Origin of the sequence: Crassaminicella indica (assembly GCF_019203185.1) — a bacterium.
GTDB classification, from domain to species: Bacteria; Bacillota; Clostridia; order Peptostreptococcales; family Thermotaleaceae; genus Crassaminicella; species Crassaminicella indica.
In genome coordinates this window covers 1,018,209-1,033,101 of the sequence record NZ_CP078093.1, presented here as the reverse complement: position 1 = coordinate 1,033,101, position 14,893 = coordinate 1,018,209, and the positions used below count along the sequence as shown (strand labels likewise).

Annotated in this window: 12 protein-coding genes; 1 reads left to right on the top strand and 11 read right to left on the bottom strand. The window is 31.2% G+C overall.

Features of this window, described 5'->3' with window-relative positions:
• Positions 1-22: 22 nt before the first annotated feature.
• The 11 genes from KVH43_RS04935 to KVH43_RS04885 all read right to left on the bottom strand — a co-directional run bounded on the left by KVH43_RS04935 (position 23) and on the right by KVH43_RS04885 (position 13,156).
• Complete coding sequence (locus KVH43_RS04935) at positions 23-1,462, bottom strand: aminotransferase class I/II-fold pyridoxal phosphate-dependent enzyme (protein WP_218283747.1); 1,440 nt, start codon at positions 1,460-1,462, stop codon at positions 23-25.
• A gap of 44 nt (positions 1,463-1,506) precedes the next feature.
• Positions 1,507-2,175, bottom strand: coding sequence for a GntR family transcriptional regulator (locus KVH43_RS04930; protein ID WP_218283746.1), 669 nt, complete (start codon positions 2,173-2,175; stop codon positions 1,507-1,509).
• Positions 2,176-2,556: 381 nt separating this feature from the next.
• A complete protein-coding gene (locus tag KVH43_RS04925; protein WP_218283745.1) occupies positions 2,557-2,910 on the bottom strand; it encodes a DUF1667 domain-containing protein in 354 nt (117 codons plus the stop codon).
• The gene (locus KVH43_RS04920) at positions 2,911-4,173 is read right to left on the bottom strand and encodes an NAD(P)/FAD-dependent oxidoreductase (protein WP_338028375.1); all 1,263 of its coding nucleotides are present in this window, start codon (positions 4,171-4,173) and stop codon (positions 2,911-2,913) included.
• Between the two features lie 15 nt (positions 4,174-4,188).
• On the bottom strand, positions 4,189-5,670 hold the full coding sequence (locus KVH43_RS04915; RefSeq protein ID WP_218283743.1) for an NAD(P)/FAD-dependent oxidoreductase: 1,482 nt from the start codon (positions 5,668-5,670) through the stop codon (positions 4,189-4,191).
• Between the two features lie 154 nt (positions 5,671-5,824).
• Positions 5,825-7,168 carry a glycerol-3-phosphate transporter gene (glpT, locus tag KVH43_RS04910; RefSeq protein WP_218283742.1) on the bottom strand — a complete coding sequence of 448 codons (1,344 nt, stop codon included), beginning with the start codon at positions 7,166-7,168 and terminating at the stop codon, positions 5,825-5,827.
• Between the two features lie 306 nt (positions 7,169-7,474).
• Positions 7,475-8,557: a glycerophosphodiester phosphodiesterase gene (gene glpQ / locus KVH43_RS04905; protein ID WP_255547815.1), complete on the bottom strand. Its 1,083-nt coding sequence runs from the start codon at positions 8,555-8,557 to the stop codon at positions 7,475-7,477.
• A 103-nt stretch (positions 8,558-8,660) separates the two neighbouring features.
• The gene (locus KVH43_RS04900) at positions 8,661-9,227 is read right to left on the bottom strand and encodes a glycerol-3-phosphate responsive antiterminator (RefSeq protein ID WP_218283741.1); all 567 of its coding nucleotides are present in this window, start codon (positions 9,225-9,227) and stop codon (positions 8,661-8,663) included.
• Between the two features lie 205 nt (positions 9,228-9,432).
• The gene (pepT, locus tag KVH43_RS04895) at positions 9,433-10,653 is read right to left on the bottom strand and encodes a peptidase T (RefSeq protein WP_218283740.1); all 1,221 of its coding nucleotides are present in this window, start codon (positions 10,651-10,653) and stop codon (positions 9,433-9,435) included.
• Positions 10,654-10,739: 86 nt separating this feature from the next.
• Complete coding sequence (locus KVH43_RS04890; RefSeq protein ID WP_218283739.1) at positions 10,740-12,254, bottom strand: YfcC family protein; 1,515 nt, start codon at positions 12,252-12,254, stop codon at positions 10,740-10,742.
• Positions 12,255-12,481: 227 nt separating this feature from the next.
• The gene (locus tag KVH43_RS04885) at positions 12,482-13,156 is read right to left on the bottom strand and encodes a Crp/Fnr family transcriptional regulator (protein WP_218283738.1); all 675 of its coding nucleotides are present in this window, start codon (positions 13,154-13,156) and stop codon (positions 12,482-12,484) included.
• A gap of 250 nt (positions 13,157-13,406) precedes the next feature.
• Here KVH43_RS04885 and KVH43_RS04880 point away from each other — a divergent pair.
• A protein-coding gene (locus KVH43_RS04880) for an IS1182 family transposase (RefSeq protein ID WP_420829625.1) occupies positions 13,407-14,866 on the top strand; the annotation gives its coding sequence in 2 pieces (ribosomal slippage) (positions 13,407-13,989 and positions 13,989-14,866; 1,461 coding nt in all).
• The last annotated feature ends 27 nt before the right edge of the window (positions 14,867-14,893 follow it).

The window sequence follows — 14,893 nt, the reverse complement described above, 5'->3', positions numbered from 1 at the left end:
GATTAAACTATCTTTTAAAGCTTTATTCGATCACTTTTATATTTTCTAAATGATCATCATCCATTCCTATTATATTTATTTTTTTTTCTTTCAACAGCTCTACATAATCAATTATTTCTTGTGTGATTTCTTCTCCTGGACAGATAATAGGAATCCCTGGAGGATAAGGAATAATATATTCTCCACTGATTTTTCCACTGCTCTGTTTAAAAGGAATTGATCTTTTATTACAAAATGCAGCTTCTCTTGGAGGAATGCACATTTTAGGAATAGAAGCCAATAATGGAATAGTCTCTATTTTTCTAACTTCTCTTTTCTTTTTTATACTTATTAAAGCTTTCAATAATTTTTCAAAATCCTTTGCATCATTACCAATCGTACATACAGCAACTATATGCTTTATATCGCTCATTTCCATCTGTATCCCATATTCATCTCTTAATAATTTTTCTAAGCTTGTTCCACTTATTCCAAAGTCTGTCATATCTAAAACAATTCTTGTTCTATCAATATCCTTTATACCATATCTTCCTATCAAGCTCTTATCTAATACCTTTATACCTTTAATATTTGATATTTTTTCATGAAATTTATTAATATTTTCTAAAAGCTCATTCATAAGTACTCTTCCTTCACTTTCTACAATAGCTCTTGCTTCATCTAATGATGACATCAGCAAATAAGAAGGACTACTGCTCTGATTCATCCTTAGCATAAATCTCAATCGGTCTATATTTACTCTTTCTGATTTTACATGAAGCATCGAAGCTTGTGTAAAGCTAGGAAGCGTTTTATGTGTGCTTTGAATAACAATATCTGCACCTGCTTCTATAGCTGGTATCGGTAGCTCTTTACTTAAATTAAAATGAGCTCCATGAGCCTCATCTACAATTAGAATCTTATTATATTTATGTACCACCTTTGCAATTGCTTCAATATCTGAACAAATCCCATAATAATTAGGATAAGTTAAAACAACAGCCCTTACCTCCTTATTTTCAAGAATAGCTTTTTCTACCGTTTCTGCTTCTATGCCCATAGAAATATTATGCTCTTTACTTACTTTAGGATTAATATATACAGGAATCAATCCTCCTAATATACATCCATTCATAACCGATTTATGACAATCTCTTGGTACAATAACTTTTTCATTTGGATTTGCTACTGCCATAAGTGCTGAAATATTTCCTGTAGATGTACCATTTATAAGGAAAAAAGTATGATCTGCTTTAAAAAATTTTGCTGCCCTTTCTTGTGCTTTTTTAATCATATCCTCTGGTGCATGAAGATTATCAGTTCCTGGAATTTCTGTTACATCTAAAGCTAATAAAGCATTGTTAAAAATATGGTCTTTGTATCCTCTATAAGCCTTCCCATTTTTATGACCTGGTACATGGAAGGATACAATATTTTCTTTTGCTAATGCTGTTAATCTTTTTAAAATAATAGATGATTTCATATTAATCCTCCTCACATACAAAAAAGACTACTATTGCAGTAGTCTTACGCCTTTACATTATCTTCTACATTTTTTCTTGAATTCTCCACATGGTTTGTTAATGCTCTTTGTGCTGTATCTGGATCTTTATTCAAAAAAGCATCTAAAATAATTTTATGTTCTTTTAGAGAATCATTCATTCTACCTTGAACATGTAGAGATTTTATTCTAGTTTTCTTCATATAATACTGAAAATCCTTAAGTACTTGTTCAAGATATCTGCTCTTTGTTGCTTTATAAATAATTTCATGAAATTTTGTATTTAATTCTGCAAATTTTTCAATATCATTTTTAAAAGTATAAAATTCCATCAATTCATAAGCTTCTTTTAATTCTTCTAATTCTTTTTCTGTAATTCTTTCTACAGCCCATTTAGCAGCTATTCCTTCTATTGCAGTTCTTATAGTATATATATCTTCAATATCTTGCTTAGATATACCTAATACTATAACTCCTCTATTAGGCTTATTTTCTACAATACCATCAAGTTCTAGCTGTTTAAGAGCTTCTCTTACTGGTGTACGACTTACACCGAGTTCTTCTGCCAATTTTGCTTCTCCCAGCTTTTCACCTTCAGCATATTTTCCATTGAGTATATCTTCTCTTAATATATTGAATATCTTTGATGTTAGGGACAAACCTGTATTATCTTCATTTAATAAATCTCTCGCCATACTATCCCCCACATTTTTTCATATTTTACCTGATTATGTCAATTGTCGACATCGCTGGTAATACTATTCCTTGCAAGGATATTGTAATACAAATATACGATAATGTCAATGTATGCAAGTATTTTCAACTATTTGCAATTCAAATTGATTATTATTTCATTTTGCTAGGCGATTTTTTTTCCTTTTATTTATAATTTTTATTCTATTCTTAAAAATCCTGCATCTTCCAATGGTTATACTGTTTTATTTTATCATATATTTCCATGATCATATGTTTAGTATGGCATTTTACATTCCAATTCTTGCATTTATACGACTATATTCATAGATTATTTTAAAAATAATACAAAAAAAGAAAGTATACATAATTGTACACTTTCTTTACATACTTCTTGATGCAACAAGGTCTACTCCTGTTCCCAAGATATCTTTTGCAATAATATCTCCTACTGAAACTGGAGCCTCAACCTCTATAGAATCAATGAATTTCATACATTCAAATATTTTATCCTTTGGAATAGCTTCTTTTGTCTTTACAGGAAGCCTATTTAGTAATCCTCCTTTAATTTTTACGGTTGTTGTTACAACTCTTGTAGGGTTAGTAAGCTCCTTTACCCCATATGCTTTTCCTCTAGGACATTTGTTTCCTGTTACTATATATTCATCTTTATTTTTCTCTACTTCTATATGACATCCCATTGGACATACAATACATACTAATTGATGCTTTTTCATCTATGCTCCCTCCTTTTCTAAATGAACAGTAATAATAGCATCTTCTCCAAACACTAAATCTTCTTTTTTAATTTTTACAGATTCCATTTCTCCAGGAGCTAAATGTTTCTTTTTCATTCTTTTTATTTCTTTTCCATCAACCTTTACAACCATTTCCATATCTTTATATACATTATCTACTCTCATGAATAAATCTAATGTATCTTCAACATTTTCTGGTCTCACCATATGAGGAACTATATATCTTATTCCATCTCCTGGCTTTGTTTTTGCTGTTTTTCCTTCTGATTTTATTTCTTTTTTGATATATCTTGCAGCATTTTTACCTGCTCTTTTGCTTTCTGCTGTTACAAAGTCTACTAAGTCATGTACGTGTACTACGTTTCCACAAGCAAAAACACCTTCTATGCTTGTCTCCATAGATTCGTTTACGATAGGTCCTGATGTAATAGAATCTAGTTTTATACCAGCATTTTTAGATAGCTCATTCTCTGGGATAAGTCCTACAGATAATAATAATGTATCACAATCGTAATGTTTTTCTGTTCCTTTTATTGGTTTTCTATTTTCATCTACCTTTGCAATAACTACCCCTTCTACTCTGTCTTTTCCTTTTATTTCTACAAGAGTATGGCTAAGGAATAAAGGAATATCATAATCCTCTAAGCATTGTACAATATTTCTAGTAAGTCCTCCAGAAAAAGGCATAAGCTCTGCTACAGCAAGTACTTTTGCTCCTTCTAATGTCATTCTTCTTGCCATAATAAGTCCAATATCTCCTGAACCTAAAATAACTACCCTTTTTCCTACCATATATCCTTCCATATTCACAAATCTTTGTGCTGTTCCTGCTGTAAATACTCCAGCAGGTCTTGTTCCTGGAATATTTATAGCTCCTCTTGTTCTCTCTCTACATCCCATAGCAAGAATAACAGCTCCTGCCTTTATACTCATAAATCCATCTACAGTATTAATAGCACTAATCACTTTATTTTCTCCAATTTCTAGTACCATTGTATCTAGCTTATATTCAATACCCATATTCTTTAGCTCAGTAATGAATTTTTCTGCATATTCAGGTCCTGTTAACTCCTCTTTAAAAACATGAAGTCCAAAGCCATTGTGAATACATTGCTGAAGTATTCCACCTAGTTCTCTGTCTCTTTCTATTACTAAGATATTATCTACGCCATTTTTCTTCGCTTCAATAGCTGCTGCAAGTCCTGCAGGACCGCCTCCGATTACAACAATATCATATTTCAACATATTATCACTCCCTTAAGATACCTTATCCGCTTCGATATTTTCTTCTACTACTTTTTGATTATTCTGTTTTGTTTCTTCTGTTAATATATAAGATGCTTTGCTATCCTTTACTACATCCTTGATATCCATTTTTAATTCTCGTGCTAATATTTCCATAACTCTTGGTCCACAAAAACCTCCTTGACATCTTCCCATGCCAGGTCTTACTCTTCTTTTTATACCATCTACAGTTCTTCCTCCTGCATTTCTGTGGATTGCATCTACGATTTCACCTTCTGTAATGTTTTCACATCTACAGATGATTCTTCCGTATCTAGGATCTTTTTTGATTATTTCTGCCTTCTCTTCATCGCTTAACTCCATAAATCTAATCACTGGTCTTCTTCTTGGATTAAAGCCTTCTTTTTCTTTTAATTCTCCTATAATACCTTTTAAAATATCAACTGCATATTCTGCAATTGCTGGTGCTGCAGACAATCCAGGTGACTCTATTCCTGCCACATTTATAAAGCCTTTTGCTTCTTTTGACTCTTCTATAATAAAATCTCCTGTACTCGGTACTGCTCTTAAACCTGCAAAGCTTGTAATAGTTGTATTAAATGGTACTTTATTTGTTGTCTTTCTTGATTTTTCTCTAATGAATTCAATTCTTTCACTAGTTGTTGCTGTATTTTCTTTATCATCAATATCCTCAGCATCTGGTCCTATTAATAGATTTCCATGAACTGTAGGAGCAACCAATACACCTTTTCCAAGCTTTGTTGGTGCTTGAAAAATTACATGATTAACAATTTCTCCAACACTTTTATCTAAAATGTTATATTGTCCTCTTCTTGGATGAATCGTAAAGGTTTTAGAACCAACCATTTCATTAATTTTATCAGCATAAACACCTGCACAGTTGAATATATATTTTGCTTTGATTTCTCCATTGTTTGTATGAATAACATATCCATCTTCATTTTTATCAATGCTTATAACTTCTGTTTCAAGCTGAATCTTTGCTCCATTATCTGCTGCATTTTCAGCTAATGCTACAGCTAACTCCCAGGGACTAACAATTCCAGCTGTAGGGGCATATAAAGCACCTATAATATCTTCATTTAAATTAGGCTCCATCTCTCTCACTTCTTCTTGAGATAATATTTTCATATCAGGAATATTGTTTTTACATCCTCTTTCATATAATGCTTTCACACTTTCCATTTCTTCTTCATTTGTAGCAATAACAAATGAACCAATTCTTTTAAAATGTACATCTAATTCTTCACAAATATCACCATACATAGCATTTCCTTTTGCATTAAGCTTTCCTTTTAATGTATTAGGCTTTGCATCATATCCTGCATGGACAATAGCACTATTTGCCTTTGTAGTTCCATTTGCTATATCTGTTTCCTTGTCGATCATGATAGTTTTTAAATCAAATTTAGATAGCTCTCTTGTTATAAATGTTCCTATAATACCAGCACCAATTACCGCTACATCATACATATGATTCCCTCCTTTAAATTACAAAACAAAAAAACCGTATAAAGCTAGACCTAAATTTTTAGGCTAACTCTATACGGCTCTCCAATTCTCACGCCTTTAAATATTTATTTCAATTTATTTTAGCATAAAATTTTTTGATATAAAAGCTTTATTTTTATGCTTTTGTTGCAGCTTCTTTTTGATTTTCTTTTGATCTGTCATGAGTATTCCAAGTAAGTCCTAAGAATACTACTGCTAATAAACAAGCTGCAATAATTAACTTAAATGCTCCATCCCATCCAGCATTATCAACTACAGCACCAATAATAATGTTAGCTGAAACAGCTCCTCCTACATAACCAAATAATCCTGTAAATCCTGCTGCAGTACCAGCAGCTTTTTTAGGTACATAGTCAAGTGCTGCAACTCCAATAAGCATAACTGGTCCATAGATTAATGCTCCTACTGAAGCAACTGCTATATTGATAGCCATTATACTATCGCTCTTCCAGTAAGTAAATACTGCCGCTATTACACCTAGCATACAGATTACACCCATTGGTGCTCTTCTTCCGTGGAATACTTTATCACTAATCCATCCAACAATGATTGTTCCTGGAATAGCTGCCCACTCGAACAATGCAAACGCTGTACCTGCTTCTTCAATGTTAAAGCCTTTTACTTCTTTTAAGTAAACAGGAATCCAGTCCATAACACCATATCTTACTAAATATACAAAAATATTTGCAATAGCAATATACCAAATATATTTGTTACATAAAACATATTTTACTAATATTTCTTTTGCTGATAATTCTCTTTCTCTGTCGTCTACATTTACTTCTGGATAATCATCTTTATACTCTTCAATTGGAGGAAGTCCAACCGATTGAGGTGTATCTCTTAAGAAAATTACAATTCCAATACCTATAGCAATAGATAATCCTGCAGGGAAGTAGAACATTCCTCTCCAAGTAGAGAAAATAGCTAATCCTGCTAAAGCTAATGTTGGAACTAAAGCTCCCCCTATATTGTGTGCCACATTCCAAATAGACATTTTTACTCCACGCTCTCTATCAGAGAACCAATGTGTCATAGTTCTTCCACATGGAGGCCAACCCATACCCTGGAACCAACCATTTAAAAACATTAAAACGCACAACATTGGAATAGATGATGCATAACCAAACATTAAGTTTACGATACCTGATAATATAAGTCCAGCTGCCATAAAATATCTTGGGTTACATCTGTCAGATACATTTCCCATTACAAACTTACTTAATCCATACGCTAATCCTAATGCAGAACCTACAGCACCAACTTGTGCTTTTGAATATCCATAGGTTTCGATTAAATATGGTGCAGCCATATTAAAGTTTTTTCTGATGAAATAATAGGCTGCATAACCAATAAAGATACTCATAAATACTTGGAAACGGTATCTTTTGTATGCACCGTCAATCTTATCTGCTGACATACGCTCAATGGCTGGTGCAGGTTTAAAAAATTCTAACATTTTTTTACCACCTTTCTTAATAAATATAATTTATGTGCATTTTACACATTCATTTACTCAAGAAAACCTTTTCTTAGCATTCAATAAAAAAATCATTAAAGCATTTTCATGTATAAAGTTGTTTGTAAAAAAGCCACACAAAGCTAGACCTATTTTCATAGGTTAACTTGTGCGGCTCTCCATTTCTCATGCCTTTATTATTCAATTATGTGAGTTCGTGTCAATTTTATAATACATTTCATAATATGTCAATATATTTATATATTATTTAGGGTAGAAAGCTTTATTTTAGTTGATTTTACTTTTTTAAAGTCCTTTTGAATGGTATCTAGCTCTTCTCAAAAAATCTACTGCTCGATCAGGGAAATCAGTAAATACTCCATCAACACCTACTTTGTAGTAGAAAGTATCTAACATATCTTCAAAGCTTGCAGCATATGGAGGTATTCTTCCATTATCTAAACGGAAAGTATAAGGATGTACTTCCATTCCTGCTTCATGAGCTTCTTTAACAAGATCTGTTATTATTAGATGGTCTCTTGTAGATCCATCCTTTATAATCATAGGCTTCCAAGGTCCTACGCCATCAGCATATTTAGCAATTTCTTTCATAGCGCCTTTTTTAAACATCCAATCATAATTGTAAGGAACTGCTTTTCCGTCTTTATACTCCATTGTTTCATTCCAGCTTGTTTCAGCCATTAATTGAACTAATTTTATATCCATATTAAATTTAGGAAGTAATTCATTCTTTATACGTTTTAATTCATTTGGATCAAAGCATTGTAAATAAACTTTATCATCTTTTTTAGTATATCCATACTTTTTAAGTACTTTTAATACTTCAACACTAATATCTTTTCCTTCATGTCTGTGGAACCAGGGTGCTTTGATTTCAGGATAAATACCTACATTCTTACCTGTACTTTTATTTAATCCTTGAATCATTTCAATTTCTTCTTCTAATGTATGTACTTTAAAATCAGACTTCCAAATTGGAAAACGTTGTGGGAAATTTGCTTCTTCTTTTCCATCCTTCATATGGAATCCTTCTGTCATTTTAAGCCCTTTTATTTCATCTAATGTAAAGTCAATTGCATAGTATCTTCCATCTTTTCTTTTTCTATTTGGATAAACCTTTGCCACGTTTGTAACGCGATCTAAATAATGGTCATGTAATACAACTAACTTATTATCCTTTGTCATTACTACATCCTGCTCAATATAATCTACCCCCATAGCATAAGCCATAGCTTTCGCTGCCATGCTATGTTCTGGTAAATAACCGCTAGCACCTCTATGAGCTATAACGATTTTATCTCCTTGTGCAAAAGAAACACTGCTGCAAAGAATTAACAAACTAATAAGTACGGCAAATATTTTTTTCATCTTACTTCCTCCTTCACAATAAATAATTATAAACAACTTTATATTTGAAAATGCAATACTAAGCTTAACTAAGAAAACCTTTTCTTGTTGTTTAAAAATATTTCTACATATACCAAATTTCTTCCTTGCTCGTAGAAATCCCCATAGCTCCTGCCTTAAGACTTTGGATCACATCTTCTTTATCAATAATCAAGCCTCCTCCAATGACAGGCAGCTTTGTTTCATTATTCACTTTTTTTATGATTTTAGGCATAATTCCCGGCAAAATCTCTATTGCATCTGGTCTTGTGTTATGTATAGAATGAATTCCTCTCTCAAGAGATAACGAATCTAATATAAACAATCTTTGTATAGCACATATATGCATACTTCTTGCAAGCTTTACAAGACTACTTTTTGTAGTAATAATACCATCTGGTTTCATATTTTCATGAATATATTTTAATGCCATCATATCTTTAGAAAAACCTTCCATTAAATCAATATGCACATATATATCCATATTTGCATTTTTTACTTTGTCAATAATTTTTCTTAAGTTGAAAATATTTCCCTTAAGCAAAAAAACGATTTCACAAGGGGATTTGATAGCTAAATCAATTTTTTCCATACTATTTACTGCTGCAATGATAGGATTTGCTTCTATTTTCTCATACAATCTATCATTCATCTAAATCCCCCCTTATGTTTGCATATAAAAAGCGCACAAAACTAACCCCATTTTCATAGGTTATTTGTACGGCTCTCCATTTCTCATGCCTTCTTATGTTAAATTTATAAGCATTATATCATCTAAAAAATATTTTGTAAATATTTTTCATGAAAAAAATCCCAACCTTATGATTTTTCATAGCTTGGGATTTTTGCATATCTTATTATTCAGCATAGGATTTTATAACCTCTACTATCGTCTCTACAGCTTTATCCATAGCTTCTACAGATATAGTTTCAAATTTACCATGAAAATTAAAACCACCTGTAAATATATTAGGTGTTGGAAGTCCCATAAAAGATAATCTTGCACCATCTGTACCGCCTCTTATAGCTTTTACAATAGGCTTTACACCTATATTTTCCATAGCCTTTATTACAGAATCAACAATATGCATTACTGGTTCTATTTTTTCTTTCATGTTAAAATATGAATCTTTTAGTACAAGCTCTACTGTTCCTTCACCATATTTGTCATTTATGAACTGACAAGCCTTTTCAAGGAAAGCTTTTTTCTTAAGGAATTTTTCCATATCATGATCACGAATAATATACTCCATCTTCGTAAGTTCAATTGTTCCAGTAAATTCGTCAAGAAGGAAAAAACCTTCATAGCCTTCTGTATATTGAGGAACTTCAAATGCAGGAAGAAGAGAATTTAATTCCATCCCTATTAGTATTGAATTTTTCATCTTATGTTTTGCTGAACCCGGATGGATATTAACACCATGAATTTTAATAGAAGCAGAAGCTGCATTGAAATTTTCATATTCAATTTCTCCCAGGAAACTACCATCTATAGTATAAGCAAAGTCAGCTCCAAATTTCTTGACATCAAATTTATCTGCGCCTCTACCAATTTCCTCATCTGGTGTAAAACAAATCTTAACATCTCCATGTTTTATTTCAGGATGATTTATAAAATATTCTACTGCTGTCATGATTTCTGCTATTCCAGCCTTATCATCTGCTCCAAGCAGCGTTGTTCCATCTGTAGTGATAATTGTTTGTCCCTTATAATCTTTTAGGTAAGGAAAATCTGATACACGCATAATAATATTTAGTTCTTTATTTAAAACAATATCTTTTCCATCATAATTTTTGATAATATTTGGTTTAACATTTTCACCTGAAAAGTCAGGACTTGTATCTAAATGAGCAATTAATCCAATCACAGGTGCATTTTCAACATTTCCCTTTAGAGTTCCCATAACATAACAATTTTCATCTACATGGGCATCTTCTATCCCAATAGCCTTTAATTCTTCTACTAATATATTAGCTAAATCAAATTGAGTCTTTGTACTGGGTATAGTTTCTGAGTTTTCATCTGATTTTGTATTAATAACTACATACCTAAGAAGTTTTTCATAAGCTCTTTCCATTTTTTTCGCCTCCTTATTTATAAGAAAAAGAGGTTATCTCACAATAGAAATTACTTTCTAAATTGTGATAACCCCATTTTTTTAGTTTAAAGTAATGCTTGGACTAGTAGCATAACTGCTGAAAACGCTCCAATAATACCCATGAGTGGCATAATAAATTTAAGCCATTTATCATAGGTTACATCTACCATTGAAAGTGTTACCAATATAAGTCCTGTTGGTGTAATAAATGCCATTAACCCTTGACCATATTGATAAGCACTAACAATTACATCTCTTGGTAATCCAACTGTATCAGCAAGAGGTGCCATAATAGGCATTGATAATACTGCAAGACCTGATGAAGATGGAATAAAGAAGCCTAACACACAGAATATTAATAGCATCAATATAGAGAATATACCTGCATTCATACCACTAACAATACCTGTTGCTTTATAAAGAATTGTATCAGAAATCAATCCATTATCCATTATTATATTTACAGCTCTTGCAACACCAATAGTCAATGCAACACCTACAAGCTCTGATGAACCTGTAACAAAATTTTCTACTGCCTTTTTTTCACCCATTCCAGAAACAGCACAAATAATAATTCCTGAAGTTAAGAATAAAGTAGTCATCTCCTCAAACCACCAACCTTGAGAAGAAACTCCCCAAATCATAACAATAAAAGTAAGTGCAAAAATTACAAGCATTGATTTACGTCTAAAAGTAAATTCTGGAACTTCTCTATCTTTGTGGAAAAATTTTTGCTCTATATGCTCTTTTTGATCAAAAATAAGTGAAGCAGCAGGATTTTTCTTGATTTTTTCAGCATATCTAACAATATATATAACCGTGATTAATGTTGCAAGAAAAAGACCAATTCCTCTCATTGTCAGTCCATTTGTAAAGGATATTCCTGCAGCATTAGATGCTATTACAGCAGAAAATGGATTTACTGTTGAAAACATTGTACCAATAGATGATCCCATATATAAAGCTGCTATACAGACAATTGCATCATATCCTGCAACCATAAATACTGGAACCAAAATTGGATAAAGTGCTATAGTCTCTTCTGCAAGACCAAAGGTAGTTCCTCCTAAAGAGATTAAAAAAGTAACTATTACAATCAATAAGTATTCTCTCCCTTTTGTTATACGAGAAAGACTTGCAAAGCCAGCATCAAAAGCACCACTACTATTAAGTACACCAATAATTCCACCTATAATAAATACAAACATAATAATATCTGATGTATCATAAAGTCCTTGAATAGGTGCTTTAAGAATCTCAAGTATTCCTTGTGGCTTGCTTTCTAATTGTTCATATGTACCAGGGATAGCAACTGCTTTAGAAATACTTCCATCTGTAAACTTAGAAACATCTACCTTAACACCAAGCTTGTCCAGCGTCTCTTGTGTTCCTGGGTATTCTGCTGTAGACCCATCTGGTGAAGTCACCACAAACATTTTTGTACTATCATCATATAAAAGCTTTGCATATAAACCTGCTGGAACTGTATAAGTTAAAATAGCTGCAAAAACTAAAACAATAAATAATACCGTATAAGCCGTAGGAAAGCTTCTTTTTTTCTTTTTTTCTTTAGTATTCATACTATTCCTCCCTAACATTTAATACTAAATTTACAATTTTCATAAAATTAAATAATACCTGCATCATATTACAAAATACTAATATAGATGAATTTACTTGTTATTCTGAATTTTTTAATTTTACCCCCTTTAAATTTTATCGTTATTGGAATTTTATATGAAAAAAAAATTTTTTTCTGTAGTCTAGATTACATTTTTTATCAAAAAATAATCAGAATATTTTCTGATTATTCTATAGGTATATTTGTAAGCTTTTTAAGCCCTTCAATATCCTTAATAACTATTTTTCTATCTTTTATTTCTATCAAATTTCTATCTTTAAACAGCTTTATACCATTTGTTACTGTAATCCTATTCAGCCCTATCCTGTTAGCAATTTCTTCATGAGTAAGTACAATACTTATGTTATTTTTTTCATTAATATTTTCTGTATAATATAGCCTTGTAAAAAAATCAGCTAGTTTCCCAACTGAATCATTAAATTGAAAGTTCGCTAATTCTAGCATGATCATTCTATATTTTCTTATAATACTCATAAGAAAATATTCATATATTTTAGGATATTTTTTTAATTGATTTTCTACAGCTTCCCTATTTATCACCGATAATTTGCACTGCGTTACAGCTTTATTTACCACAAAGGTTCTATTTCGATCAAAAAAATCTATTTCTCCAAATATACTTCCCTCTGTAATTCTATAAAAAATTATTTCATCACCATTTCTAGAATACATCACTTGATTAACCTCACCCGCAAGGATAACATAAATATAATCAGGATGCATCGGATTAATAATCTGCCCTTTTTGAAAAATTTCAATTTTACCATGCTTAGCTAATTCGTCCATAAAAAAAACATCCATCTTTTTTTGAACATCTAAATCAAATATCTTCTCATACATAAAAATTCACCTTAATCATGTCCATTCTTTGTATATTTTTCCAATATTATTTTATCATGTGAAATACCACTAATACAAGCAACTGAAATTTATTAAGTCTTTTGCTTTAAAAAGAGAGTATACCATTTTGTATACTCTCAGACTGTTGACAAAGTATAAAAAAGCGAGAATTCTTTTTTTTCAAAAAGGATTTTCGCTTTTTATGTAGAATAAATATATATAGAATAATTTCCCGAAGGGACTGATTGTATTGTTAACTAAGAATAATGGATACCAAAATAGAATTGAAACTGTTATGATTGAGAACCTAGTTTCTGAAGATCATTTGCTTAGAAAAATCAATAAATATATTAACTTTTCATTTATATATGATTTAGTAGAAGATAAGTATTGTTTAGATAATGGAAGACCATCTATTGATCCAGTTGTTTTATTTAAGATGATGTTTATTGGATATCTTTATGGTATTCGCTCCGAAAGGAGATTAATGGAAGAAATCAAATATAATATTGCTTATAGATGGTTTTTAGGTTATGGAATTACTGATGAGATTCCTCATCATTCTACTATTAGTCAAAATAGAAGACGTAGATTTACAGGTACTGATATATTTGAAAAAATTTTTTCAAATATAGTGAAACAAGCAATAGATAATAATTTGGTATTGGGTAAAATACTATACACTGATTCTACTCATCTTAAAGCTAATGCTAATAAAAATAAGTATGAAGAAAAATATATTAAAGTTGAAGTAAAAGAATATGTTGATGATTTAGAAAATGCAATTAATGAAGATAGAATAAATCATGGTAAAAAACCTCTAAAAAAAAAGAACATGAGCCAGAAATAAAGAGAATTAAATCTAGCATTACAGATCCTGACAGTGGTTTTATGCATAGAGATAGAAAACCCAAAGGTTTCTTCTATCTAGAACACAGAACGGTGGATGCAGAGAATAACATTATTACAGGTGTTAATGTTACTCCTGGTAATATTAATGATGCAACACCTTATCTTCAAATATTAGATGAACAAATTGAAAAATATGGTTTTGAGGTGAAATTTGTAGGACTTGATGCTGGATATTTTACTGCTCCAATTTGTAAAGGTTTAAATGATAGAAATATACAGGGTGCTATAGGTTACAGACTTGGACCACATAAAAAAGGAAAGTTTACAAAAAATAGATTTCAATATGTTGATGAATGGGATGTTATAATGTGCCCAAATCTTTATCCAATGCATTATAAAACTACTACCCGTCAGGGTTATAGGGAATATATCAGTGATAAAAATAATTGCTCTGAGTGTCCATATAAAGAAAAATGCTTATATGATGGTAATGAAACTAGAACAATTAGACTCCATGTATGGGAAAAATATAAAGATAAAGTTAAAAGGTTTACTATGTACGATCAGTTAGGGAAGCGGATTTACAAGAGAAGAAAAGAAACCGTTGAGCGAAGCTTTGCAGATGCTAAACAACTGCATGGGCTTCGCTATGCCCGCTTTCGCGGAATTGAGAAAGTCAAAGAACAATGTCTTATGACAGCAGCAGTACAAAATATGAAAAAGATAGCGATGATACTATCATCTCTATCTTTTAATTCTTTTTTGAATGATTATTCTCATAAAATATTAAGCTACGCTTATTTTATATTTAAAAAAGACAAACCACTGAAATTTTTCAATGGTTTGTCAGCAACCTGAGAGTATACCATTTTGTATACTCTCTTT